Annotated in this window: 23 protein-coding genes; 12 read left to right on the top strand and 11 right to left on the bottom strand. The window is 37.8% G+C overall.

Going from position 1 to position 25,730, the window contains the following annotated elements; all coding sequences use genetic code 11:
- Positions 1 to 249, top strand: coding sequence for a hypothetical protein (locus F3G88_RS02865; RefSeq protein ID WP_009295498.1), 249 nt, complete (start codon positions 1 to 3; stop codon positions 247 to 249).
- A 160-nt stretch (positions 250 to 409) separates the two neighbouring features.
- Here F3G88_RS02865 and F3G88_RS02860 read toward each other — a convergent pair whose 3' ends face one another.
- The 4 genes from F3G88_RS02860 to F3G88_RS02845 form a co-directional block, all read right to left on the bottom strand.
- Positions 410 to 883 carry an N-acetyltransferase gene (locus tag F3G88_RS02860; protein ID WP_103574089.1) on the bottom strand — a complete coding sequence of 158 codons (474 nt, stop codon included), beginning with the start codon at positions 881 to 883 and terminating at the stop codon, positions 410 to 412.
- 8 nt (positions 884 to 891) lie between these two features.
- Positions 892 to 1,677 carry a hypothetical protein gene (locus F3G88_RS02855; RefSeq protein WP_009295495.1) on the bottom strand — a complete coding sequence of 262 codons (786 nt, stop codon included), beginning with the start codon at positions 1,675 to 1,677 and terminating at the stop codon, positions 892 to 894.
- A gap of 101 nt (positions 1,678 to 1,778) precedes the next feature.
- On the bottom strand, positions 1,779 to 2,150 hold the full coding sequence (locus tag F3G88_RS02850) for an ASCH domain-containing protein (RefSeq protein WP_103574087.1): 372 nt from the start codon (positions 2,148 to 2,150) through the stop codon (positions 1,779 to 1,781).
- On the bottom strand, positions 2,128 to 3,186 hold the full coding sequence (locus F3G88_RS02845; protein ID WP_009295492.1) for a GNAT family N-acetyltransferase: 1,059 nt from the start codon (positions 3,184 to 3,186) through the stop codon (positions 2,128 to 2,130). Before F3G88_RS02845 ends, F3G88_RS02850 begins: the two co-directional genes overlap by 23 nt.
- Positions 3,187 to 3,429: 243 nt before the next feature.
- Between F3G88_RS02845 and F3G88_RS02840 the strand changes: the two genes are divergently transcribed.
- The 7 genes from F3G88_RS02840 to F3G88_RS02805 all read left to right on the top strand — a co-directional run bounded on the left by F3G88_RS02840 (position 3,430) and on the right by F3G88_RS02805 (position 9,773).
- Positions 3,430 to 3,900 carry a ribosomal maturation YjgA family protein gene (locus F3G88_RS02840; RefSeq protein WP_009295491.1) on the top strand — a complete coding sequence of 157 codons (471 nt, stop codon included), beginning with the start codon at positions 3,430 to 3,432 and terminating at the stop codon, positions 3,898 to 3,900.
- Positions 3,893 to 4,792 (top strand): L(+)-tartrate dehydratase subunit alpha, encoded by a 900-nt coding sequence (gene ttdA / locus F3G88_RS02835; protein WP_103574086.1) that lies wholly within the window; start codon positions 3,893 to 3,895, stop codon positions 4,790 to 4,792. The genes F3G88_RS02840 and ttdA overlap by 8 nt, the downstream gene beginning before the upstream one ends.
- A 442-nt stretch (positions 4,793 to 5,234) precedes the next feature.
- The gene (locus F3G88_RS02825) at positions 5,235 to 6,257 is read left to right on the top strand and encodes a FecCD family ABC transporter permease (RefSeq protein WP_103574085.1); all 1,023 of its coding nucleotides are present in this window, start codon (positions 5,235 to 5,237) and stop codon (positions 6,255 to 6,257) included.
- Entirely contained in the window at positions 6,254 to 7,039 is a 786-nt protein-coding gene (locus F3G88_RS02820) for an ABC transporter ATP-binding protein (protein WP_009295486.1), read from the top strand. The genes F3G88_RS02825 and F3G88_RS02820 overlap by 4 nt, the downstream gene beginning before the upstream one ends.
- A gap of 23 nt (positions 7,040 to 7,062) precedes the next feature.
- Complete coding sequence (locus tag F3G88_RS02815; RefSeq protein ID WP_021086681.1) at positions 7,063 to 8,010, top strand: aldo/keto reductase; 948 nt, start codon at positions 7,063 to 7,065, stop codon at positions 8,008 to 8,010.
- A 17-nt stretch (positions 8,011 to 8,027) separates the two neighbouring features.
- Positions 8,028 to 9,137, top strand: coding sequence for an ABC transporter substrate-binding protein (locus F3G88_RS02810; protein WP_009295484.1), 1,110 nt, complete (start codon positions 8,028 to 8,030; stop codon positions 9,135 to 9,137).
- A gap of 123 nt (positions 9,138 to 9,260) precedes the next feature.
- On the top strand, positions 9,261 to 9,773 hold the full coding sequence (locus F3G88_RS02805) for a hypothetical protein (RefSeq protein ID WP_149715316.1): 513 nt from the start codon (positions 9,261 to 9,263) through the stop codon (positions 9,771 to 9,773).
- Between the two features lie 460 nt (positions 9,774 to 10,233).
- On the opposite strand, the gene F3G88_RS02795 is transcribed toward F3G88_RS02805, so the two are convergent.
- On the bottom strand, positions 10,234 to 12,375 hold the full coding sequence (locus F3G88_RS02795) for a tyrosine-type recombinase/integrase (RefSeq protein WP_103574083.1): 2,142 nt from the start codon (positions 12,373 to 12,375) through the stop codon (positions 10,234 to 10,236).
- A 778-nt stretch (positions 12,376 to 13,153) separates the two neighbouring features.
- On the opposite strand from F3G88_RS02795, the gene F3G88_RS02790 reads away from it, so the two are divergent.
- From F3G88_RS02790 to F3G88_RS10415, 4 genes are all read left to right on the top strand, one after another.
- Positions 13,154 to 13,486: a molybdopterin dinucleotide binding domain-containing protein gene (locus tag F3G88_RS02790; protein ID WP_149715315.1), complete on the top strand. Its 333-nt coding sequence runs from the start codon at positions 13,154 to 13,156 to the stop codon at positions 13,484 to 13,486.
- Between the two features lie 115 nt (positions 13,487 to 13,601).
- A complete protein-coding gene (locus tag F3G88_RS02785) occupies positions 13,602 to 16,115 on the top strand; it encodes a molybdopterin-dependent oxidoreductase (protein WP_223228714.1) in 2,514 nt (837 codons plus the stop codon).
- A 3-nt stretch (positions 16,116 to 16,118) separates the two neighbouring features.
- Entirely contained in the window at positions 16,119 to 16,352 is a 234-nt protein-coding gene (locus tag F3G88_RS10420; protein WP_223228713.1) for a hypothetical protein, read from the top strand.
- 156 nt (positions 16,353 to 16,508) lie between these two features.
- Complete coding sequence (locus F3G88_RS10415; protein WP_223228712.1) at positions 16,509 to 16,676, top strand: hypothetical protein; 168 nt, start codon at positions 16,509 to 16,511, stop codon at positions 16,674 to 16,676.
- A gap of 131 nt (positions 16,677 to 16,807) precedes the next feature.
- Here F3G88_RS10415 and F3G88_RS02775 read toward each other — a convergent pair whose 3' ends face one another.
- From F3G88_RS02775 to dcuC, 6 genes are all read right to left on the bottom strand, one after another.
- Complete coding sequence (locus F3G88_RS02775) at positions 16,808 to 17,503, bottom strand: response regulator transcription factor (protein ID WP_149715313.1); 696 nt, start codon at positions 17,501 to 17,503, stop codon at positions 16,808 to 16,810.
- Positions 17,500 to 19,482: a cache domain-containing protein gene (locus tag F3G88_RS02770; protein ID WP_103573767.1), complete on the bottom strand. Its 1,983-nt coding sequence runs from the start codon at positions 19,480 to 19,482 to the stop codon at positions 17,500 to 17,502. The genes F3G88_RS02775 and F3G88_RS02770 overlap by 4 nt, the downstream gene beginning before the upstream one ends.
- Positions 19,483 to 19,790: 308 nt before the next feature.
- Positions 19,791 to 21,947, bottom strand: coding sequence for a retention module-containing protein (locus F3G88_RS02765; protein ID WP_149715312.1), 2,157 nt, complete (start codon positions 21,945 to 21,947; stop codon positions 19,791 to 19,793).
- A gap of 190 nt (positions 21,948 to 22,137) precedes the next feature.
- Positions 22,138 to 23,127 carry an argininosuccinate synthase domain-containing protein gene (locus F3G88_RS02760; protein ID WP_149715311.1) on the bottom strand — a complete coding sequence of 330 codons (990 nt, stop codon included), beginning with the start codon at positions 23,125 to 23,127 and terminating at the stop codon, positions 22,138 to 22,140.
- A gap of 59 nt (positions 23,128 to 23,186) precedes the next feature.
- Positions 23,187 to 24,410, bottom strand: coding sequence for a peptidase T (pepT, locus tag F3G88_RS02755; RefSeq protein ID WP_149715310.1), 1,224 nt, complete (start codon positions 24,408 to 24,410; stop codon positions 23,187 to 23,189).
- A 9-nt stretch (positions 24,411 to 24,419) separates the two neighbouring features.
- Positions 24,420 to 25,730 (bottom strand): C4-dicarboxylate transporter DcuC, encoded by a 1,311-nt coding sequence (dcuC, locus tag F3G88_RS02750; RefSeq protein ID WP_149703308.1) that lies wholly within the window; start codon positions 25,728 to 25,730, stop codon positions 24,420 to 24,422.

Here is a 25,730-nt window from a genome sequence, read left to right as displayed (position 1 = left end):
ATGTCCGTGCGCTGGTCAAATTTAACGGTTAAATTCGAGTGCGAGAGCCTATCGATCACAGAAGCAAACCGCAACAGCTACCAAGCCGTAATAGCGCAGTGGCACAATAGCAAAGACGGTAAAGATAAACAAGCGAAGATTGGCGGCGGAGAGCAAACCTATAAGCTAAATATCCCCAAGCCAAAATCAGACAATGAAGCCTTAAAAAGGGCGAAGCCAAGCCAAACGAACTACAACGCGGCGGAATAAACGGCTAGCTTACCGCCACTGGTAGAGAGCTAAGGGCCGGCGTAAAACTAAAAATAACCGGCGTAACCAGACTTGAAAATGTAAAATTTAGTATTAAAAGCGTATCGCATAATCTAAACACTACAAGCTATATGATTGATCTGGAGTTTGAGGGGTAGGATTATATCTGATTATAAAAATATTCTTTCTTACCTTTTCTATAGTAGCCATCTATAACATCAGTAAGTTCGAATCTAAAATATTCAAATATGCGCTTAAACTCTACTAATTTTTCTTCCGACACCGTGAGAAATGGTTTTTCTGTTTCTAATTCCATAAAGCTTTGTTTAAAAAGTTTTATTCCGTATCCTTTATTTTTATAAGGGGGCATAACAGATAAGTGGCATAATTTTTTTTCGTTATATTTTAGTATAGCAAGACCCCTTAGATTATTATCATCGCAGGAAGTTATAATTTTTTTTGTTCCGTCTTTTAATGACGGCAGCACATTTGTAAAATACCAAATATCAAAATTGGGGTAGTATGTTTTTGCATCTTTGATATAGTTATATAATGTATATTTATTCTGTATCTCTGCCTTTATAGGCCAAATGTGATTTGATGTTAAGACAATTGAGGGGTCATAGAATATCATTTAAAAAATCACTTTATAAGGCCATAAATAAAATTAGACGCTATGGCTACTAACACCACGAATAACAGGAATTTGTATTTTTCAAATTTTGAACTTTTATGATGAAGGCTTTTTAAAAAGAGTTGATACGATTCTATGCACCCACCACTAAGATTACTCTCCTTAAACTGATAGACCGTCATATTTAAATCGGTATCATAACCTATATATTCACGCCACAAATCATCCTCCAAAACCCTAAAACTTTTTATTGACTTATTTTTTTCTAGTAGTTCCGTAGTAGAATCTAGTATAATAAATGTATTAATTTCCTTAAATTTTATTTTATTATCTATTTGCTTTGTAAAGCGTCTATCCAAATTTATAGATATGCCGGTGATTTTTATAGCTTTAATAAAAGGGTTAGCCATAGTATCTGAGAGCATTGTGTCAGATATTTTATCCTTAATATTTGTAACTCTAAATCTGAAATAACTATTTTTTTGTTGTTCCTTTACGCTCATTGTAATACTTGTATCATTGTTGATGGTGGTATTACAGAGCTCAATATTACCAAGGTCATACTCTTTTAATCTAAAACTTGATTTATTTTTATCCAGATGTGTTTCTTCGTTAAATATCATGTTTATGGTTTTACCATCACACAAGCGATCCTTGATGTCTATAAAATCAGTTTTGTATATTTTAAAAGGGAGTGTGATATTTATGTTAAAGTTTCTACTAATGTTATTGTATTCTTTCCTGGATACCAATACCCCAATTTCAATATATGAGTTTTCGTTATTGTTTGGCAAAAACAGGTTGATGTGAAGTATAGCTTCTATTTTGTCTGCAATATCAGAATCTGCACAAATTGCTATAGGCCATGCGATTGAGTTTTTTTATTCATAGTTTTTTATCCAATATACATAAACGATTGTGGTGCCACAAAATTTGGGTATTGCAAATAAGGACAAATTGCCTCTTTATATTTATTTGCGGATTTAATCTTAATGGCAAAACCGGTACTCTTGCCATTAAAGTATTTTAGATATCTTTCTTTATCTATACCGGCATCCATACTTGTTTTACTCCATAGTTCTTCTGGGCTTGCCTCCAAAATATTATCAACTATAAATTCTCCTATAATTTTTCCAACTGGCTTTGTGGCATATACTTTAATCTTATTAACGTTTTTTTTAAATTTTACCTTTCTAAACTCAAATTTTTTCGTACCATCAAAAATAGCCTCAGCGAATTCCGGCTTAATGGATAATAATGCTGTCATTTACTAAACCTTCTTTTAAAATTGCAAAAAAAGCCTCATCTGTAAGCTTCACAAAACCCCAGTAGGCTTCTTCGTGACCTATAATTTCTCTAATCTTCTTTAAAATAACACGTCTTTTAAATGATATATTGTATGCCATTTTTATTATTTTTGTGTAACTTTTTTTGATAAATATATTCTCTAATTCATCATCAGTAAATATATTATGAGGCTTGCAGTACTTGATGAAATCATACAAGTCACTAAAACTGGATAAATCTTTATATTCTTCTACAACGCACAAAGAGGTTACGACCGATGAATAGTTCGCGCTTTGGGCATTTTTATCTTTTGTTCTATAAATGAGCAAGCAGTCGCCTCTCTTGAGTTGCTCGACACCTTTCATTTCCGTTATATACACCTTATGAATACTATTTGATTCAGACATGTCTTTTAGTATGTCATAGCTTTCTGTGTTTAGCATAGAGTCCGAGAACATACCAGTATGATATTTTGGGTATATACTTAAAAGATATTTGTCGCTTGTCGCATTAATAGCCGGATAGTCCAGCAGTATATCATTTTTTAGCGCCTGCACATGAGTTGGTATATTTTTTGTTAATACTAGCTCATTGATTTTTTTGCCATGCTGGACAAACCCATATCTTTTTAATAATTTTATTAAAGGTGCTTGTTTTTCAAAAGACGTTACATAGATATTATAAATGTTGTTTGCTACGGCAAAATCAAAAATCTTCTTTATAATACGCTCTCCAAGCTTTGTCCCATGCGCATCTATTTTAAGAGTTCCTATCTTTAGCCATGTCACATTTGTGTCAAGTGCCGGACTTATATCCGTATTATCTATTGGGCTTTCTATTTTTAGATACAAAAAAGCCACTATCTTGGTATTATCAAAGAGTATATATGCTTTTTCGCCAGCGTCCGCTTTTTTCGCTATCCATGTATCAAAACCTTTATAGTCTTGCCTTAAAGAGTCGAAAAAGGAATCAGATGTGTTAATTTCACGTATATATTTCTCTTGGATATTTGACATTTTAACACCTCTTGAAATTTTCCAAGCAATTATATCAAAGATTATCTAATTTTATTCTTTTAAAGCCATCGCCGCAATATCGGCAAGGATCTTTAAAAGTATTTTTTGAATTTAAAACGATAATAAAAAGATTAAAAAATTTACGTTTCAAATCAAAGTGAAAAATGTGATGTTTTGGCCCACTTTTGATTTGAAACGTGGTTTTTGCAGCTAAATTTGAAGGCTAAATTTAAAAGGAAAGCGTTGCGAGAGGAAAATTTAAACGAGCAAAAGGCTGGACGGAGGGACGCAAAACAGCGCGAGCAAAAGGCGCAAACAAGACAAAGCACGCGAACTAGGCTAGCGTTTTTAGCCACGGCGGTTTTGATTTTAGCGGCTGAAATTTACATCGCGATCTGCGTAAAGGGCGGCTTCGTGCGCCACTACGCGGGCGACGTTTTGGCCGTCGTCTTACTTTACGCTTTGGCGCGGGCTGCTTTTAGCGTGCCGCCTTTAAATTTGCCGCTTAAAATTTTCGCGTTCGCAGCGGCTTTGGAGCTAGCGCAGTATTTTGGCGCAGTGCAAATTTTAGGCATAGAAAATAAAATTTTAAAAGTAATGATCGGCGGAACGTTTGATTTCGCCGATCTGCTCTGCTACGCTGCGGGTTGCGCCCTGGCGGGCGCTTATGAAAAATTTGAAAGTAAAATTTCACAAAGGAGAAGCGATGGATAAAGAAAAAGCCGTGCAAAAGATGACCGAGGTCATGGCGAAATTTGTCGGCTACACGGGCAAGGTGCTGCCTGACGACGTGACGGCGAAGCTGCTGGAGCTTAGTGAGCTTGAAACGCAGCCACTGGCAAAGGAGATCTACAAAACGATGTTTGAAAACCAGCGCCTTGCAAAGCAGCTAGACCGCCCGTCCTGTCAGGATACGGGAGTGATCCAGTTTTTCGTGTGCTGCGGCGCAAATTTCCCGCTCATCGGCGAGCTTGAAGAGCTATTGCGCGAAGCCGTACTGCGGGCGACGCGAGAGGCTCCGCTACGCCACAACAGCGTCGAGACCTTTGACGAGTACAACACCAGCAAAAACGTCGGCAAGGGCACGCCTAGCCTGTTTTGGGAGATCGTGCCGGATAGCGGCGAGTGCGAGATCCACACCTATATGGCGGGCGGCGGCTGTAGCCTGCCTGGCAAGGCGACCGTGCTAATGCCCGGCATGGGCTACGAGGGAGTCGTGAAATTTGTGATGGATATAATGACCAGCTACGGCATAAACGCCTGTCCGCCGCTATTAGTGGGCGTGGGCGTGGGCACCTCGATCGACGTGGCGTCCTTGCTATCCAAAAAAGCACTGATGAGGCCGCTTGGCTCGCGCAATCCAAACGACCGCGCGGCTCTAACCGAAAAGCTGCTCGAAGAGGGCATAAATAAAATCGGCCTGGGTCCGCAAGGCATGAGCGGCGCGAGCTCCGTGATGGGCGTGCATATCGAAAACTGCGCCCGCCACCCAAGCGTCATCGCCGTCGCCGTAAACGTGGGCTGCTGGTCGCACCGCAAAGGCCACATCGTCTGGGACGAGCAGCTAAATTTTGCCGTAAAATCGCACAAGGAGTTCGCGCTATGAGTAAGAAAATTTTAACCACGCCGATCGCGCCCGAGGATCTAGCAGATATCAAAATCGGCGACGTGATCTACCTCACGAGGCACATCAGTTTGTAGATTTGGCTAGCACACAAAGAGAGCTAGCAGATGAATTAGGAGCTAAGTTTTTAGAATTTTGTAGTTCATACCTAAATGAAAAATGTGTTATTGCCAAAAGTGAATTTACTTACCAAGAATCTTTTTTGCCAGCAAGCCTAACTATCTAAGCCTACACTAAAAAACCGACTGCTAACACAACAATGGTAGATGCGTACATTGGTAATGTGCATTTTAGGTTAAATTATTATTATGTATATGAAGAGTATGATGATGACCATTTTAAAGATGAATATGCGTATCAATATCCTTGACTTTCAAATATAGCAAGTGCTATAATATAACTATTAATTAGAAAGAGTGGATAAATGGGGAAAGGTTTCTTTAAGAATAAAAAATTATGCATATTGGTTCTCTTTGTATTGCTATTGCTTTTAATACTAACTTTTATTTGTTTAGGAAGATATCCGGTTAGCCCCTATGAAGCATTTATGATTATATACAAAACAATAACCGGAGATGTTAGCGGCTTAGGCGTACATGAAACTAGTGTAGTAATTGACATAAGACTACCTAGAATACTTATGGCAGTTTTAGTAGGTGCAGGGCTATCACTGGCAGGAGCAGCATATCAAACTGTTTTTTCAAACCCTTTAGTTAGCCCGGACTTACTAGGGGTGTCTTCAGGAGCAGGTTTTGGGGCGGCTTTATCTATATTATTATCCCTAGACATGATAGTGACTCAGCATGTTTCTTTGCTTCTGGGGCTTTTAGCAGTTTATATAGTTTTAAACCTATCCAGAGTAAAAAAACGAACAGATTTGTATGTGTTAGTTTTATCCGGAGTAATTGTAAAGTCACTATTTGATGCTTCAATATCATTTATTAAATATATAGCAGATCCGGAAGATAAGCTTCCAACTATCACTATGTGGTTGCTGGGAAGTTTAGCAAGTGTATCCTATAGAGACCTTGTTATTTGTTCAATAATAATAATACCTTGTATTTTCGGCTTCTTTCTATTAAGGTGGAAATTGAATCTTTTATCTCTAGATTCTGATGAGGCTAGGTCTTTAGGAATTAATGTAAAAAAATTACGTATTGTGGTTATCTTACTCTCAACATTGATAACTGCAACTACAGTTTCTGTATGTGGAATTATAGGATGGATAGGTTTAATAATTCCCCATTTGGCGAGAATGGTTATCGGAAATGATAATAGGTACCTTATTCCAACTTGTTGTGTTATGGGAGCAATTTATTTATTACTGATAGATACCCTTTCAAGAGCAGCTACAAGCAATGAAATTCCCATTTCAATATTAACAGCATTTATAGGTGCGCCATTATTCATAACTATACTTAGAAAGAATTCGGGAGAAAGAAGATGATACTCCAAGTTAAAAAAGGTACTTTTTCATATGACAAGAGAAAAATTTTAAAAGATATTTCATTTGATTTAAAAGAAGAAGAAGTAATGTCCATTCTTGGACCCAATGGGGTGGGTAAAACTACTTTCTTAAGGTGTCTTATGGGGTTTTTAAAATGGGACACGGGAAAAGCCTTATTGTTCGGCAAAGATATAAATGAATATGCAGAAAAAGAATTATGGGAAAACTTAAGTTATGTTCCTCAAGTTAAGAAAAGTGTGTTTAGTTATGGGGTTTTAGAAATGGTTGTGATGGGTTTAGACAAGGAAAACAGTTTTTTCCATATCCCTACGAAGGAAGATTATGATAAAGCTTATGAAACTTTAAAAGAATTAGGAGTTGAAAAGCTATCAAATAGATACTGTGATGAGCTATCTGGAGGAGAGCTTCAAATGGTTATGATTGCGAGAGCTCTTGTTTCTAATCCAAAACTTCTTATTTTAGATGAACCGGAATCAAACCTGGATATGAAGAATCAAATTAGAATCATAGAGGCAATTAAACATATAAATGTAAATAAAAAATCTGCTTGCATAATAAACACTCATTTTCCTAGTCATGCATTGCAGATATCTGACAAAACTTTGTTTATCGGTAGTGACTACAAAACAACCTTTGATGAAAGTTCGAAAGCCATTACTGAAGATAACTTACAAAAGTATTTTCAGATCAAAGCTAAAATTTTAATTTTTCAAGCAGAAGAAGTTGAATACAAAACAGTTGCACCTTATAAAGCCATATAGAACTGTTAGAAGGAGGTTAATGAATGGAATATAGAAAATTAGGATCTACAGGCATACAAATTTCAAGAATATCTATGGGAAGTCATCACTTAAAGAATCCCCAAGATATAGATAAACATGCAGAAAATTTCTTCTATGCATATAAACAAGGAATAAATTTCTTTGAAACCGGCGATACTTATGGAAACAATTGTTCAGAACTTATATTAGGTGCAGCCATAAAAGAAATGAAGAAGCATAAAAAACCATTTTATATTATGTCAAAGACACATGCCGGAGATTCTAAAACATTTCGAAAAAATCTTGAAAATTCTTTGAAGAATTTAGGAATAAGTTGTATTGACTCCTTTACTTGTCTTTGGGGTGTAAAATCTTTTGAAGAATGGAGAGGAGCTAAAAACTATGGAGCTATAAGAGAGATGGAAAAAGCAAGAGAAGAAGGACTTATTAAGCATATTACTTTTTCTTCACACTTACAAAATAAAGAACTAATTGAGATGATTGGGGAGTATAAATTTGATTATAGTTTACAGGGCTTTAATATAATTAATTCCAAATACAGATTAAAAGGAATAATGAAGACTCATGAAAAAGATATAGGGACAATAGCTATGAATCCGCTGGCAACAGGAGACTTGTTGCTTTATGAAGATATATTTAACGCTATTCGTATAAAAGAAGACCAAACTTTGGTTCAAGCGGCATATGCATATATTCTGTCCTTTCCTTTTATAGATTCTGTACTGGGAACCTTTAATTCAAAAGATGAAATTAATGAAGCTATTAAAACCCTATATCAAGAACCTTACTCTGCTAAAGAAAGGAGTGAACAAGAAGGAAAATTAAAAGAAAGAATTAATCAAGTTGATTTAGAAAGAAAGATAGAAGTTGGCAAAGCTCTTAGACAAAGACCTCATATATTAAGAGAAGAAGTTGCAGATTTGTTTGGAGTTTATCCACTAAGTGTATAATTTTCGAAGGAGGAAAAATGAAAAGAAGGATTAGTTTATTATTATTTTTAGTACTAGCATTAATTTTAAATGCTTATGGCGGCAGCTCTCAAAGTAATAAAAATGAAATCAGTGAAAACAAGGAAAAAGAAGCTAGTCAAGTGCAAGAAGTTAAAAAGGTAAAAGAAAGCGAATACTCGATTACTGATGTTAGAGGAAAAACGATTAAATTTGAAAAAACACCGGAAAGAATTGCAACGGTGGACAAGCCTCTTCCGTCTATAATATATGCAATTGATGGAAAGACAGATAAAATTGTAGGATGCAACCCATCTTCTATTAAAGCTTTTGAAGAAAGTGTTTTAAAAAACATGTATCCACAACTAGCTAATGCGAATACTAAATGGTGTTCAAAAGACTCAGTTGTTAACGTGGAAGAGTTATTGAAGCTAAAACCGGATGTAGTGTTTATTTATTCGAATATTGAGAAAGAAATTGAAAAAATGGAAGCTGCAGGACTTAAGGTAGTAGCTTTAAAGAGGGCAGAATTTGACAGTATAAAAGAAAATATAAAAATGATATCTGAAGTACTTCAAAAGAAAGAACGTGGCGACTTATTAGTTGAATATATGGACAAAGGAATTAATGAAGTAACATCAAAGTTAGCTGAAATAAAAGATGAAGATAAACCAAAAGTTATAGAGTTTTATAGTGACATGAAAATAGCTGTAAAAACATACGACCATTGGATGAAACCAAGTGGAGCCCATAATCCGGCCCACGAGCTTAAGGGTAAATTGGCTGAAGTGGACATGGAGCAGATGATTGTATGGAACCCTGATATCATTTATTTAGGAAATCATTCAGACTTAATGCCGGAAGACTTTATTGAAAATAAGCAGGAAGGTAGAAACTGGTCAACAATTAAAGCTGTAGCTAACAAACAAGTATACAAAATTCCTATAGGTGTTTATAGGTGGGATCCTCCTGGGGTTGAAACTCCGCTTACAGTTAAATGGGCTGCAAAAATACAGTATCCACAATTGTTTTCAGATATGGACATGGAAGTAGAGTTAAAGAATTTCTTTGAATATGTATATGATTACAAATTATCAGATGATGAAGTTGCTACAATATTGAGGAAGTAGTTTTAACAAGAAAGGAAGAAACATGGATAAATAAAATAAAAGTATTAGAAATATGATTACAAATTATCAGATGATGAAGTTGCTACAATATTGAGGAAGTAGTTTAACAAGAAAGGAAAAAACATGGATAAAATAAAAGTATTAGAAAAAGGACATGAATTAGAATATAGCTTTGATAATTTACTAAGCTATCATGGTGTAGGTTATCCTGGGGGAGTAGCTCATGCATTTCAAGTCATGAGTAGAGCCTTTCCACTTTTAGATGATGGGAAATTATTAGAAAGAAGAGAGATATATCTTATTACAGCATTTCCGGGACCGGGAGGGCTAGATGCTTTTGAAATGGTAACAAGATGCGTAACAGGTGGTAGAATTTCCGTTGATATTAATTTAAAAGAAGCTGAAGAAGTCTTAGAAAGTCCCCATGGAAGATATTATTTTAAATTCAAGTATAGAGATAAAACAGTCGTTATAACCATAAAGCCAGGTTTTGTACTAAAAGAATTTATTGAATTATCAAGAAAAGAAGATAGAAGTGAAGAGGAAGAGGCTACTTTGATTCAGATGAAAAAAGATATGGCAGCAAGACTATTGGCCGCTAAGCCCGAAGAAGTATATAACGCAAAAGTTCTATAAAAGAAAAAGAGAAGGGTTTTGATATGTGCCCTCTTTACTGGACAAACCAGTAAAGAGGGTATTTTTTTGAAAATAAAGATGCGTTTGAGTTATTAGTGTTTGGTTCTTATGGAACAAAATACAGTAATTTTTTAGGCTGTATAATAAATATGGGGTTTTAGGGACTATCCCTAACGAGGTCTTTTTGTCTGACTTGTCGGACAAAAAGTATCCTCGCCCAGATGAAATACAAGATGGCTTTTTGATAGCAAATACCATATATAGAATATAGATGCAAGCTGGTTTAGGTTATGTTTTTCGTTGTTTATCGATCCGTTTAAGATAAATCAAATAACATATAGTAAAATATTAAGAAGTTATAAAATGAAGCATAATTTTAGAATCTTAAATAACCTTAAATTATAAATCAATCTTTACTATTTATGCTAACAATCTCATCATTTTAAATAGTTTACTACGCTCACCCTTCCCCTCCTTGATAAAAATTTACCTCCTCAACTAGATCCTTTAGAATTTTTGGAGTTACTGGCTCGCCATAAGTGTTCATGGTGATCTTGTATTGTTGTTCGTGCCCTACAAGAGCAGCTATATGTTCAACCCTCTGGCCACTTTGGATGAGCTTGTTTATGAAAGTATGTCTAAATGAGTGAAATGTCCTTGTTTTATCACTATCTTTTATAACTTGAGTATTGATCTTCTTTCTAAAATATTCAGAGAAGTCTTTATTATCACAGCTAAATAGCCTAACTGCTTTGCTGCATTTCCTAGCTAGCTTCTTTTTATTCTCTATAAATTCAAATAGCCCAATGCTACTTAGCTTAGAGTGGATAGGAACTATCCTTGCAGAGTTTCTGGTCTTTAAAGTCTTGCTCTTGCCTGTTTTTACATCTATTTTTGTATTTAAACTAAAGCATACTATGTTATATTTTTCGACTATGTCATCTGTGTTTAGCTGGATTATTTCATTTAGTCTCATGCCAGAGTAGGCTGCTATATGAGTAACGAAAAATAGCTCATCTTTGCCAATTCTTTGACTTTTGGTATCGCCACTTGATCTAATCTTACTCACAATATCCAAAAGTGCGTTTACGTCACTATCTTCATAAGGGTTTTTATTTGTAACATCATCTTGGTTTAAATTTATTTGTAGATCCACCGCTGGGTTCTTATCTATATAGTCGCTATCGTAGCAGTATTTAAAAAACTCACTAACTCTAACAATATACTTCTTGATGGTTGATTTAGAAATTTTTGGTCTATCTTTTGCCAAAGCTATGATCTCATCTAGGCTCTTATCTTTATAGAGACTATTTTGAGAGAGTTTGGTTGGTAGTTGCAGTAAGACATTTCTAAAATTTAGCAAGTCATCTCTTTTTATCTTTTTGATGTCTAGCTCATCGCCAAATTTCATAGACATTAGCCGTCCTACATGTCTAACAAGACCAAATGTGCTATCACTCCAGTTATTTGAAATACTCGTGTTTGATACATAGTTTTCAAATGCGCTCTTTAGCGTGACGATGCTAGCTTTATTCTCGCTTTTAGTAGATGAGTCTAGCTGTGATTTAAAGCTTCTAGCTCTATTTGAGAAGAGTTTTTGAAAGAAATTTATAGCTTCATTAAAAGTCATGTTACTAGTATCACTTGTATCATCTATCTCAAGGTCTTTAGCCTCAATGTCACTTAAAACTATGCCCTTATCTTCATATTTATCTGCCTTGTATAACTTTACCTGACCACCAAAGTTAGGATCATTTAAATTTCCATACCCAAATTTTAGATCATCACTTAGCTCATTGTCTCCATCTGGTGATAACTCACAACCAAATATTCTTAGGATATCGTTTTGTGTGAGTGCACCTTTTTGCTTGGCTAGCTCATTTATAGCATCTCTTAGCTCGCAAATAGAGTGCTTTAAGGACTTTTTAGTAAAAGGTAGCACCAAATTCTGCTTTTTTAAAGTCTCTATATCGTCTTGATAGCTATCTATGTTAGCCTCTTTAACACCTTTTGCTATCTCGTCTTTAGTATTATCATCTAAATTTGCACTCTTGTGCTTTTTACCAAGTGGTACAAATGTCTGTTGCTTATCATTTAGTAGCTTTTGGTTTTTGCACATTTTATATGATATGTGATTTATGTTATCTATCGTTGCTTCAAGCACTCTTTTGCCAAGAAGCTTTTTGGTGTGAGAGTCAGTACAAGATAGCTTTTTGCAGATATCATCAATCTCTTTTGATATTACACTGGGCAAGCTATCTTCTTTTAAACTCTGTTTTAAAAACAAATTTAGTGATAGTAGTCCATCTAAATTTATATATCTGCCAAGCATATCATGCTCTTTGATACTTTTGGCCTCCTTGGCTTTTAAAAGCATAAGCACCAAGTGCTCTATAAGTTCGCTGCTCAAATTCATCTTCCATGCCTTTTTGATCGCGTTAAAAATTATAGAGTAGATCTTAGCACGATTTTTTGCTGTATCAAAGCGTTTTGTTAGGAAGGAGGTTATGTATTCGGTTTTATTACCAAAATAAGGCCTCAGATATAGTGGGATGGCTACTCTAAAGTAATATATGCCATTTCGCTTGACTAAATATTGCATCTTTGTTACCTATGCAATATAACTTTGTAGCAAAATGTAGCAGATACCTAGTGTGAAACTGGCTGTGTGCCGTCTTTTTGGTGCTTACACAAGGTTTATTTTTAAACCCTCATAAGCCGGAGGTCGGGAGTTCAAGTCTCCCCCGTGACACCATAACACCCTATTTTAGGCACTAGCAGTAATGCTTTTGTTCTTTCCCTTTCTTTAAAATTTCCTTTAAGAGTGGAACACTATCTCAAAAAAGTTTAAAATCATGTCGTACTCCTGCTTCATAAATAATGAAAGCATTTAAAGAATAAAAATCTTGTTTTACTATATGCAAGCAATCCAATAGTTTTGTTTGCTACTTAAAGAATTATGCTGGACGATTTTTAAACAAAGATTTTCACAATTTTGGAGCTCAAAATTTATACTTTCACAGATTTTAGATAATTTTTAAGAAGTTTGTAGAAAAAAGGTTTAGGGTAGCTTTAGTCTAAACTATCGTCAGAACTCCTCCCCTTAAGGCAAGTGCGGATTGTAATACAATCAATACAAAAAGCGACTAGAAAAGCAGATGTTTTATGTATCAAAAAATATAAAAAATGTATTGTCTTAAAAATACAAAGTAATTTATTCTTTTAAATTATTATACTTTTTTATTAAAATTCTTTATTAACCTACATCACAAGGAAGAATAAGGATAAAAAAACAAAACAACCTAAAAACTTAGTTGCTGTATTTATATTTTTCTGTATCCCAAGTCTTATTTTTGGGGCTGAAGTAGCGTGAGCCAGTTCTGATAAATCCAGAAAATGCTAAACAAAAAGGCATTGAAAATGGTGATCTAGTCGTTGTTTCATCAAAACGTGGCAAAATTTTATGTGGCGCTGTCGTAAAAGATGATGTCAGAAAAGATGTAGTTTGCGTAGCAGAGGGTGAGTGGCATGATCCACAAAATCCTGGCGAGATAGGATCTATGTATGTTCATGGCGATGTAAACGTCCTAACTATCGATAAGGGCACATCAAAGCTTACACAAGGCAATATATCTCACATAGCTCTTGTAAATATAGAGAAATTTACAGGCAATGCCCCAAAAGTAAAGGTATTTTCAAAACCTAACGCATAAAACATATAGTGTCTGAGTCTTTCGGACACTTTTTTACAAATTTTTTTTAAATTATACTTTTATTATGCTTTTTATTTAAAATTACATTTATATTTTAAACTAATCATAAAATTTTATGCAAGGAGAAAAGATGCAAAGACGAGATTTTTTAAAAGCTGCAGCAGCTACAGCTGCTGGAGCAAGTAGCTTAAACGCAACAACTCTCATAAGCGACAACCTAATGAGCGACACGCCTGCAAAGATGAGCGCAAGCCATTTTGGTGCTATCAAAGGGCTAGTTAAAAACGGTAAATTCGAAGGCGCATTAGATGCTAGTGAGATCGACTTTTACCCAGTTAGCTTAACTCAAGGCGTGGTTGCTAGAACCTACGATCAAACTCGTATCGCGCGTCCAAGCGTGCGTAAAGGATACCTAGAAAAAGGCTATCAAAGCGATAAATCAATGCGCGGTAAGGACGAGTGGGTCGAGATAAGCTGGGAGCAGGCTTTTAAACTAGTAGCCGACGAACTAAAACGCGTTAATAAAGAATATGGCGGTAGCGCGATCTATGGCGGTAGCTATGGTTGGTATAGCGTTGGTAGCATTAACAATCCGCAAACGCTTCTTGGCCGTATGCTAAATATCATTGGCGGCTACACTACTCGTACGCTAAACTATTCGCAGCATGCTATCAGTGCGATCACGCCACACGTTGCAGGCTCTGACGAGGGCAACTCTCTTGTTACTGCGTGGCCTGTGATACTTAAAAATACCGAAGTTGTCGTCATATGGGGAGCTGACCCGATCAATACAAACCAGATCGCATGGGGAGTGCCAGATCACGAGAGCTACATTTATTTTCGTAAGTTAAAAGAGCAGATGAAAAAGCGTGGCATCAAAGTCATTACAATCGATCCAGTTTATAACAACACTGCAAATTACTTAAATTCAGAGCACATTTTCGTCAATCCAACAACCGACGTTGCTATGATGATGGCGATATGCTACGAGATGATGAGCGCTGGCGTGGCTGATGAGAAATTTCTAAAAAAATATACAAGCGGCTCAGAGCAATTTATCGCTTATCTAAAAGGCGAAGCCGAGGATAAAGTTGTAAAAAATGCTGCTTGGGCGGCAAAAATTTGTGGAGTGAGCGAGGTAGAGATTGGAAATTTAGCTAAAATTTTTGGCTCAAAACGAACTATGCTAATGGGTGGCTGGGGACCACAGCGCGCACATCACGGTGAGCAGTTTCACTGGATGATGATAACTCTTGCTGCGTTTATTGGACAGATCGGCTTGCCTGGTGGCGGATATGGCTTTGGTTACCACTACTCTGACGGCGGTTGCCCAAGTCCAGCTGCGCCAAACGGCAGCGCACTTGCACTTGCAAGCGGCTCTGCTACAACATCTACAGCTTTCCCTGGACTAGGAGCTATCGGCATCGTACCATCAACTGAGGGCGAGTGGAAGAACCGCAGCAATATCGCTATACCGGTTTCAAGGATACTTGATTGTATAAATAACCCTGGTAAAGAGGTTGATTTTAACTGCAAAAAGATCACCTACCCAACTATAAAGATGGCATACTGGGCTGGCGGCAATCCATTTCACCATGCACCAGATACAAATTTAATGGCAAAAACTTTTGAAAAGCTTGATACGTTTATCGTGCAAGATTGCTTCTGGACGGCTTCAGCTCGCATGGCTGACATCGTTTTGCCGGCTACCACCGAGCAAGAGAGAGATGACATCACAAAATCTCATACAAACAAATTTATTATAGCTATGCATAAGATCGCTGAGCCATACGAGCAAGCTAAAAACGACTACCAAATTTACTGCGGCATTTTAAAAGAATTTGGCGATAAAGAGTATATGGCATTTAGCGAGGGCAAGAGTGAAATGGACTGGATCAAGCAGTTTTATAATGCCTCAAAGAAAAAGGGCGATGATGCAAAACTAGGCATGCCAAGTTTTGATGAGTTTTGGGCGAAAGGTTATGTTGAGTTTAAGGTCTCGCCTCACGCTCACGAATACGTAACTATGGCTGAGTATAGAAAAAATCCTATCATCAACCGCCTAGGAACGCCATCTGGCAAGTTTGAAATTTTGTCTAAAAAGATCGCAAAAGCAGCTTATGATGACTGCAAGGCGCACCCAACTTGGATGGAGCCGATGGAGTGGCTAGGAGATGTGGAAAAAACAAAAAAATATCCATTAAATTTAGTAACTACGCACCCAAAATATCGCCTTCACAGCCAACTAAACAACACATGGCTTAGAAACCTTGAAGAAGTCCAAGGCAGAGAGCCTGTATGGATGCATCCAGACGATGCAAAAGCTAGAGGTCTTGAAAACGGTGATGTGGTAAGAATTTTTAACGATCGCGGTCAAACTTTAGCAGGAGTTATCGTAACTAAAAACGTAAAACAAGGCGTTGTTAGAATGCAAGAGGGTAGCTGGTGGGATCCAGATAAAAACGGACTTTGCAGACACGGAAACGTAAACGTCCTAATACCAAACGAACCAACCTCAAGCCTTGCTATGGGAAATCAAGCAACTGCACTCGTGCAAATCGAGAAATTTGAGGGTGAATTGCCAAACCTAGAGGTCTTTTCTCAGCCAAAATTTGCAAAAAAAGGATAAGAAGTGAAAAAAATAGTTATGTTTTTAGGGCTTAGTGCTGCGCTTTTTGCTAACGATGCCTATGTCGGTACGCCAGCTAAAATTTTAGATAAGGTTGGCGGCAAAGAGATCGGTCAGCTTTTTGTGGGTGCAAAAGTCAAGGTATTAAAAGATAGCGGCAATTTTGCCGAGGTCGAATATAACGGCTTTGTACCTGGCGAGGGTAATACAGCTTATGCTAGACTAGGTGTCCTATAGAGCGACATAAGTGTTAAAAACGATAAAAATTTCAAGAAAAATGGCGTCCAAAAAGACGACTATGACAATGAATGGATCAAAGTTAGTGTTAAGGGAGCGGTCGAAAAAAAGGCCTTAAAGCCAAATTTAGACGAGGTTTATAAGCCTGGCGAAGAGTTGTTTAAAGAGCGATGTGGGGCGTGCCATGCACTACACGGATATGATGAGTTTAACGTAAATGTTTGGCCAAGTGTTATAAAAACTATGATCGGCAACGCTGGACTTAATGAGACAGAAACGCAAACTTTGACTAGATTTTTACAAAGTAAAGCTCCGATAGAATAACTTTATTTGTGCTATATTTCTATAAACTAGAAAATTTCGGCCTTTGATGGACTATATCTCTGGGCTTAGGTCGAAATTTTCAGCAATTTTTAAATCAAATCACGGAATTGCTTTTAGAATTAAATTTACTATCAAGCTTCATCATCAAGAGAGAGCTTGTAACCAAGCCCTTGAACGTTTTTGATAAGCTGCGCATAGGTTTTATTACGCAGTTTATTTATGTAGTTTCGCATAGTTTCAAAAGACGCTACTTTGCCACTCCACATGAAATTTTCTATCATCTCAAACGATACGACTCGCTCTTTATTTATCGCTAGGATATGCAAAAGTCGCTGCTCAGTTCTAGTTAAAACGATATTTTTGTTCTCATTATAAAGCAACCTATCTTGCGTATCATAGCTAAAGCCACGACCTAAATTTAATCGCTTATTAGCATTTGAACCATTTTTTGTAGCCATTAATATCATGATTAAAAGTTGCTGTTTATCAAATGGTTTTTTAAGCAGATTTGAATTTTGTATGTTTAGTGAGTTTTGTAAATTTTCATCGGTATCATAGGCTGTAATAAAAATGATAGGCACGCGTGCATCAAGCTCTCTAACCCGTTTTGCCATCGATGTTCCGCTCATATGGGTCATATTTATATCAGTGATGATAATATCAATGTCGTTTTTGCTAAAGCACTCAAAGCCTTCTTGCCCGTTTTGTGCCTTATAAATTTGGCCTACATATGGCGCAAGAAGTCCAGCCAAAACTCCTTGTAACTGCGTATCGTCCTCAACCAAAAGCACATTTAAGTGTGCTAACTCTTTAAAAATTTCATTCATTTTAATAGCTCTATTTCAAATTTTGTCGGATTTTTAGCATTTGCAAGCCTTATGTCACCACGTAGTTTTTTCTCAAAAATAAGCTTGCAAAGATAAAGCCCCATACCGGTGCCGTCGTCGCCTTTTGTAGTAAAAAACGGCTCGAAAATTTTATCTAAAAGCTCACTATCTACACCATTTGCATTATCTTCGATAGTAATAATAAATTTGCTCTCATCTTGGCTTAAATTTATAGCCACATAAGGAGAGAAATTTTCTCTATTTTTTGCCTTTTTTACCAGCTCATCTTTTGCATTTGTGATAAGGTTCATAAGCACGTGCTTTATGTAGTTTGCATAGCTTTTGATCTTATAAGAGCCTTCGTCGTATGTAAAGCGTAACTCGATATTTTTTACTTGAAGCTGCGGTCGGCAAATGTATAAAACATCATCTAGCACGTTGATTAGGTCAAATTCTTTCTCACAAAAATCCTCTTTGTAAAAATCCCTAAAAACATCGATAGTCTCATTCATAAGCTCAACGTTCATACGTATATTTTCAATGTTTTTTAGTGCCATTTTATCGCCATTTTTGCCGCTTAACAGTTCATGAGTATCGCTTGCAAGAAGCAAAAGCGTATTTAGGGGTTGTTTGTATTGATGTGAGATCACGCCTATCATCTCACCAAGTGCTGCCATTTTGGAGTTTTGCAGTAAAATTTGCTCTTGTTTTTGCCTATTTTGCTCCAAACTCACCTCATGCGTGATATCGTGCGACATGATAAAAACACCCTCAAATACGCCTTGCTTGTCAAGCAGTGGCAAAAACTCTGTTTTATAAAACAGCTCGCCCTTTTTTGAAGTCAGGCTAAAGCTCTTGGTTGGGTTGCTGCTGATTTGCGTAAATATACTCTGTGTGGTTTTATTCGAGCAAAAAATACTAGAGAGTTCTTTTAAATTTTTACCGATATTTGCCTTAAATTTTAGGCCAAAAATTTTCTCGAATTCTTTGTTGATAAAGGCGATATTGCCAGCTTTATCTGTGATGACAAGCCCACCTATTGGGTTTTTTGCAAAAAGATTTAAAAGATGCTTGTTTTTATAAAATTTTCGCTGCGCCACATAAAGAGTAGCAAAGGCACAAATGCCAAAAAATGCCAATGCCAAAAAAATACCAAGATCTTTTAGCGCTTTTTTGTCGATTTGCCTGTAAATCATACCCTCATCAAGCACGCTAACTAGCATCCATTTGCTATTTGCGAGCGTATCATATACAAAAATATAAGGCTTATTTTTGATAAGAATTTTCTCATTTCCTTGTTTTTTAACTGAAATTTTTTGCAATATCTCTTTGGTTTGAGCGCCTGAAAAGTCTAAAATTTGCTCTGTTTGATCGAGGATATTTTTGCCATCTACCATTAAAAACGCTGAGCCATTTGCAAGCGGAAAGAGTGTGGCAAGCTCTTTTTGAAAAATTTCAAAGTCAAGGTCAGCCGTCAAAACACCTATAAATTTACCATTTTTTAAAAGTGGCGTTGAGACAGAGATGACGTAGATGCCAAGCTGGCGGTCGATATATGGCTCGGTAAAGCTTGTTGTCATACTCTCTTTTGCCGCGACAAACCAAGGGCGGTCTGAGAAATTATATTGCGGCTCTATATCGTTGCTTGCGACAAATCTGTAGCTATCAGGATAGCCGGCATAGACTGCTAAAAAGCTACCCGTTCTAGCAACAATGCTAAGCACTCCTTTTATCGTAGCATAGTCTTTTATATAGTCTTTTGTCTCTATAAATTTAGCGGTCTCCTCAAGCAGTCGCTTTTGTTGTTCGATGCGCTCGTTTATTATTGCTTTGTATTTTTGCACTGTTTTTATCTGGCTTGAAACGGCAGAGTTGTATGTTTGTTGTTTGTTCTCATCATAGTTTGTAAAAACTAGATAAAAATATCCCACAGCAACAGCAACCAATAAAATATAAAAATAATTTCTCTTGAATTTCATTTTGTAATTATAGAATTTTAAAGGTAAAAGTGCACAGTGGCGACCAAAATTTGTTAAATTTGACATGTTCTGTGATATTTAGTATTGCTTGATTTAAGGCATACATTGAGATATTTAAGCATAAAGCTATAAGCGAGAGAGCAAAAAGCTGGCAATATTTTTGGAGTCAATTCGGGATGAATCAAATTTCGTTTGAGGATTTTTTAAATTTAACTAGAAATTTAAGCTGCATTCCTGTAAAAATTTAACAAATTTATATACGAAAAAAGCATTTCGGTCCAAAAGGTTTCCCTTTTAGACCAAATTTATTATATATCTACAACGACGTCGTTTTTTATCTCAACACTTACCGTAGCACCTGCATGAGTAGTTGCCGTGTATGTTTTGTAGCCATCATGTGAGCCAGCCTCTGTAAAGCCACCAGTTAGCGTTACTTTATCGCCTTCTTCGCCGTCTATCTTAAGCTCATTGTTTCTAAAGATATCATCTTTAGTTAGCGTGATATTTAAATTTTTATCAGCTCCACCAAGCTCAAGGCTTGTTATTTTCTCAACCTTACTAAAGTCCACAGAGCTGTCTTCTATGGTAAGTTTGCTAACTTTTATACCGTCGCTAGAGCCAACTACTTTACCATTTATAGTAGAGCCTGAAATTTCGATCTTACTATCACCGCCACTAGTGCTGCCGCCCTCTACGTCACCTCTTACTGTGGCGTTTTCGATGATTATTTTGTTTTTATCAGAGTCTTGAGCTCCGCCATATACATCAGGGTTTTCACCACGACCGCCGCTTACATATTGATTTACAGTGGCTCCATCTAAAATTCTAATAGTATCAGCATCTTCGTTGCCCTGTACATACTCAGTCACAGTAGTGCCAGCACCTGTTACAGTTATGTCGTCATTGCCCCATCTACCAACTATGCCTTCAACCTTTGCTTGGTCGCTAACCAAGATAGTATCGTCGCCACCTCTGCCATTTACTGCGCTTGTAAATGTGCCAGCACCAGTTACAGTTATGATATCGTCGCCCTCGTCTGCTTGGATAAGTCCAACATGAGCACCCTTTTCTGCCGTGATAGTATCAATGCCGTTTCCACCACCTATATTTTTTACACTAGTTCCTGCGCCGCTTATTTTTATGATGTCATTACCAGCGCCATTATCTGTTATATCCAGAGATGGATCTACCTGTTTTTCATGCATATCGTTTTTAGTCTTTGTATCACCAAGCACCCAGCCGTCCACTTTGGCACCGCCTTGAACTACTATCGTATCTTCGCCAGCGTTACCAAATACATTCTTACTAACAACAGAGCTATTATCTATCGTTATAGTGTCTTTTCCGTCGTTTCCATATACGCTTTTAGCAACTTTTGAGCCATTATCTACATTTATAGTGTCGTCGCCATCGTTGCCCACAACTATGCCAGTGATCGTAGTTTTGTTTAGATCGACCACGTCACCACCTGAGCCACCAGAGATATTGCTAAGCTTTGCAGAATTTATACCTGAAATTTTATCAACACCAACGCCGCCGTAGACATTGTTTATCTGCGCATTATCTACAACTATATTATCTTTAAAATCTGAGCCAAAAACGTTTAGCTGTGCATTTGGAGCTACTATCTTTGCAATAGTGCCATCATCTGGGTAGTTGCCCTCGTTTGCGTTGCTCGTTACTGCTAGCTTTTTAGCCTCATCTTGGCCGATAGCTAGCTGGCTGTCGTTGCTCACGTACCAGCCATTGTTATATGTAAATTCATTCACACCATCATCAGGTACTAGGTAGCTTCTGCCATCACCTTGCTTTTGTACGCTATATCCGCTAGGTATCTTTGTCGTAAATGCCGGTATCAGATCAGCCGCTGGGTCCTCGCCCTTGTGAGCTGAGAGTGGGATTTTGATTATTCCATTTGGCTGTGGTGGCAATGGTGGTTGTGGTGGTACTACGTTATCAGTAGCCGCTCCGTCACCTAAATTTTCACTTTGTCCGCCGCCGACTGAGCTAACTGGAGCTTCAAATGTAGCACCTAGGTCGCCGAGATTATTAAAATTCGCACTTATATTTGAGTAGTGACCACCCTGTGCAAAGCTAGCAGCACCAAGACTTACTCCGTCACCTCCAGCGTTTCCACCTGCTTGGTTTCCACCAGCTGCAGTCTCTTCTAAACCAGCTAAACCTTCACCGCTTAAGATTGCTTTTTGAAGTGAAGTGATATCTGCTGTTGTTTGAGAATTTTCACTAACGCTTTGGTCTAAATTTATTGAGTCTTTACCTATTAGGCTTATCTCTTTTCCATCTGCTTTTGCTATTACTACTTTTGCGTCAGTTGATTCAGTGACTATCTTTTCTCCTTGATATACTATGTCACCTACTTTTAATTCTCTGCTTTCGCCTGTTAGACTTACAGCTTTTACGCTTCCTTGCGTTACATTTTTTACTACGCCTATTTCCTTTGACATGCATCTCCCTTTTTAAATTTTTTCCTAAATTTAACGGTTTTATTAAAATCAAACCATTGTACTTTGGTACAGTTGTGACATATTTATGACTGGGAATTTTGTAAATTTAGATTTTATGGGGGTTTGAAATAGTTATAAAATTTTAGATATTGCAAAGAAATTTAGAGCAAATTTCTTTGCAAATTTGGATTTACTTCACAAAAAACTCTTGCGCTAGCTTTTTATCTTCAGGTTTGATGATAAATTTTTCATTAGCGATGCTAACTTCAAATTCATCTTCTTTGCTAGCTTTTGTATAAGCAAGTGCGAGCCTTGCAGCAAGCTCTTTGTCGGCAATGCTTGCGTTTTTACTTATGAAGCTAACAGCTCCCACGATGTCATCGCTCTCTTTAAATTTAACCTGCTCAAATTTATCATTTGGATGAGCCAAAAGTGCGTTATTATCACTCTCATCACGGCCTATTATCATTTTAGCTCCATCAACCAAGCGCAGATGCCTACCAAGCTTTAGCCACGTAACGTCGATATCTCGCATCTCTTTGTCAAATTTCAAATAGTCTTTTATCTTTACAGCAAAGCTCTCGATCGTTAGCAAACACCCACCTCCAGGCGTTGCAAAGTCCTCAAAGCCAAATTCCTTCGCCAAAGCAAGCTGCGGCTTTCTATCACGCCCGCTTATGTCAAGCAGCTTCTCTCTATCGACCCAGCCCTCGCGCTCTGGCTTAGTTGGTGGCAAGAGCTTAGCGCACATCGGACGAAGCACTAGATCATCCTCATCATCAGCTAGACGCTTAACCTGAAAAAGTGCGTCTCTGCGCTGGCTCATCGGTCTTTGCCCCACGACTTCGCCAGTGATTATAAAATTTGCATTTTCGCTTTTTAGCATATTAAGAGCGGTTTTAAACATATATCCGTGGCAGTCGATGCAAGGGTTAAACTGCTTGCCGTAGCCGTATTTTGGGTTAAAAAGCACGTCACGAAGATACTCGTTTCTCATATCAACCACCTTTAGGCTAGCCCCTGCCAAGGCTGCACGGCGCCTTAAAACTTCGTGCTTCTCCTCATCCACGCCAAATCCAGTATCCATATAAAGTGCGACCACTTCGATATTTTGATCGCTTATTATTTTCATAGAGAGCATGCTATCAAGCCCTCCGCTAAACAAAGCTAAAGCCTTCATTTTTGTCCTGAAAGTAAAATTTAAAGCCTAAATTTACTAAATCTAGGCTTTTATGAAGTTTATTTAGCAGCGTTAATTACGATTTTTTTAATCACTTCGCTTGCGGCTTTTAGGCTGCTAACTGGCAAGTACTCGAAGACGGAGTGAAAGTTGTTTCCGCCTGTGAATAAATTTAGCGTTGGTACGCCCTTTGCAGAGATCGCAGCACCGTCGTATCCGCCTCGCATCGGCTTTATGTTTGGCGTGATATTTAGCTCACTAAAGGCATCTTTTGCCAGTTTTATAGGCAGTGAGTTTTCATCTTTTAAGAACTTAAAGACATTTTCATATCGTGTTTTTAGCGTGATCTCGCAACGATCTCCATAAATTTTATTAAAAGAGCTTGCCATCTCACTTAAAAACTCAAGCCTTTTTTGAAATTTCACCTCGTCAAATTCTCTAATGTCGATCTTGAGCGTCGTTTTCGCGCTGTTTCCGCTAAGCTCTTTCACCCAGAAGTAGCCCTCTTTGCCCTCGGTGCACTCTGGCACTTCACCGCCTGGTAAAAGCGAGATAAATTTATGCGCAAGAAGTAGCGAATTTACAAGCTTGCCCTTTGCATTCATCGGATGAGCCGAAACGCCTTTAAAGACCATCGTGCAGTCGGCTGCGTTCCAGTTTTCATATATTAGCTCGCCTATCTCGCAGCAGTCTAAGCAGTAGCCAAAATCAGCCCCAAGCAAATTTACATCAAGTGCCTTTGCACCAAGCAAGCCCTGCTCCTCATCAGGCACGAAGCAGATCACGATCTTGCCATGCTTGACCTCAGGATTTTGCATGAAAAAGCTAGCCATATTTACGATACTAGCGATCGCCGCTTTATCATCAGCGCCAAGCAAGCTAGTGCCGTCAGTCACGACTATGTCGTCACCAACGTATTTTTTAAGCTCTGGGTTGTCGCCAAATTTAAGATAGATGCCCTGCTCTTCGTTTAGGCAGATGTCGCCGCCTGTGTATTTTACTATCTTCGCTTTTGTGTCGTTTTTTTGCTCGCTACTTGTATCTAAGTGCGCAAAAAAGGCGATACTTGGAGCATTTTCGCAGTTTGCAGGAATTTTTGCTATCAAGATGGCATTATCTTGCAAGATGATATCTTTTATACCAAGCGAGCTAAGCTCATCTTTGATAAATTTGGCTAGCTCATACTCGGTTGGATTAGAAGGCATGATGCCTTTTAATCCATTCTCTTTATTTGTCGTGGTGTTAAATTTCGTATAGTTTATAAATCTCTCTACGATATCCATCTTTCATCCTTAGATGACGAAAAATGCGATCGCCACAACAGAGAGAAACATACCTAAAAATGTCCTTTTTGCAAGCTCGACTGGGCTAACCATAGCAATACCTGCACAAACGATAGCAGCACCAGCGATCGGAGAAGCTGAACGTCCAAGTGAGCCTGCGATTGCCGCAGCCATGCCAAGCTTATCTTGCTCAAAGCCAAGAGCAGCAGCATTTGTTGTGACAGCTTCGTTAAATGCAAATGTAGCAGCGTCGCCTGAGCCTGTAACTATACCCATGATAAATGGCACAAATGTTCCGCCAAATTTAACGTAGCTTTGATCGGTTTTTAGCCACGCTATGACCACATCAACAGCTCCGCACGCCTTTAAGCCAGCGACAAAGACGCCAGCTGCGATGATGATACCGATAACATCAGCGTAAGCGTGACCCATGCCGTTAAAGAACTCTTTTGTGATCTTTTGCGGGTTTGTAAGAGTAGCAAAGATAGCTATGATAGCACCAAGTATCATCGCCTCAGCAACGCCCATCTTTGTCCATGCCAAAAAGCTGTAGTCTTTTGCTAGGCTAGTTCCGCCAATAACCAAGATGACAAGCGGGACAATTGGCATAATAGCGTAGATCAAATTTACTTTAAACGCTGACTTCTCTTCGCTTGCGGCACCGCTTTCAAGAGTGAAATTTGTACCTTTTTGATAGTCTTTAAATAATATTGCGACGATAGTTAGCATGACAACTACGATAGCAAGAGCTGTAAATGCGCTAGGAATTTGCACTTTTATGATGTCTTGAACTGTATATCCCTCAACTGTCTTTTTAACAAGGTCAGCCACATATATGTTATGCGCAGAGCCTGGGCTTAGGACTGAGCCAAATGTGCCTGCAAAAACAGCCGCACCAGCCATCGCAGGGCGAACGCCTGAAGCCATTAGAAGCGGTATAAGCGTCGCGCCAACAGCAGCCGAGCAGCCAGCAGCTGAAGGGATAGCGATATTTATAAAGTAAGTTAGCACAGTTGTTACAGGGATCAAGATAAATCCCACGTTTTTAAGTGGCTTTGTAAGAAGCGCAACAAGGTGCTTATCACACATTGTGTATTTCATAACAAAAGCAAAACCCATACTAGCACAAATAGCCTTTATAAGCCCTGCTTTAGTCATATAGTCAGTAAAAGCACTTAGTGCCCCCATCGGTTTTAGTGCGATTAAACAAAGCACCAAACCAACACCTATTAGCACTGTTCTTGTCTCTTTTTTTAAGACTAGAAGTGCGACAACTGCAACGATGCCAAGAATGGCAGCAATTAGCTTGAATGATTCCAT

It is taken from the genome of Campylobacter concisus (assembly GCF_902460675.1).
Classification (GTDB): domain Bacteria; phylum Campylobacterota; class Campylobacteria; order Campylobacterales; family Campylobacteraceae; genus Campylobacter_A; species Campylobacter_A concisus_AJ.
This window is presented reverse-complemented; position numbering and strand designations above follow the sequence as displayed.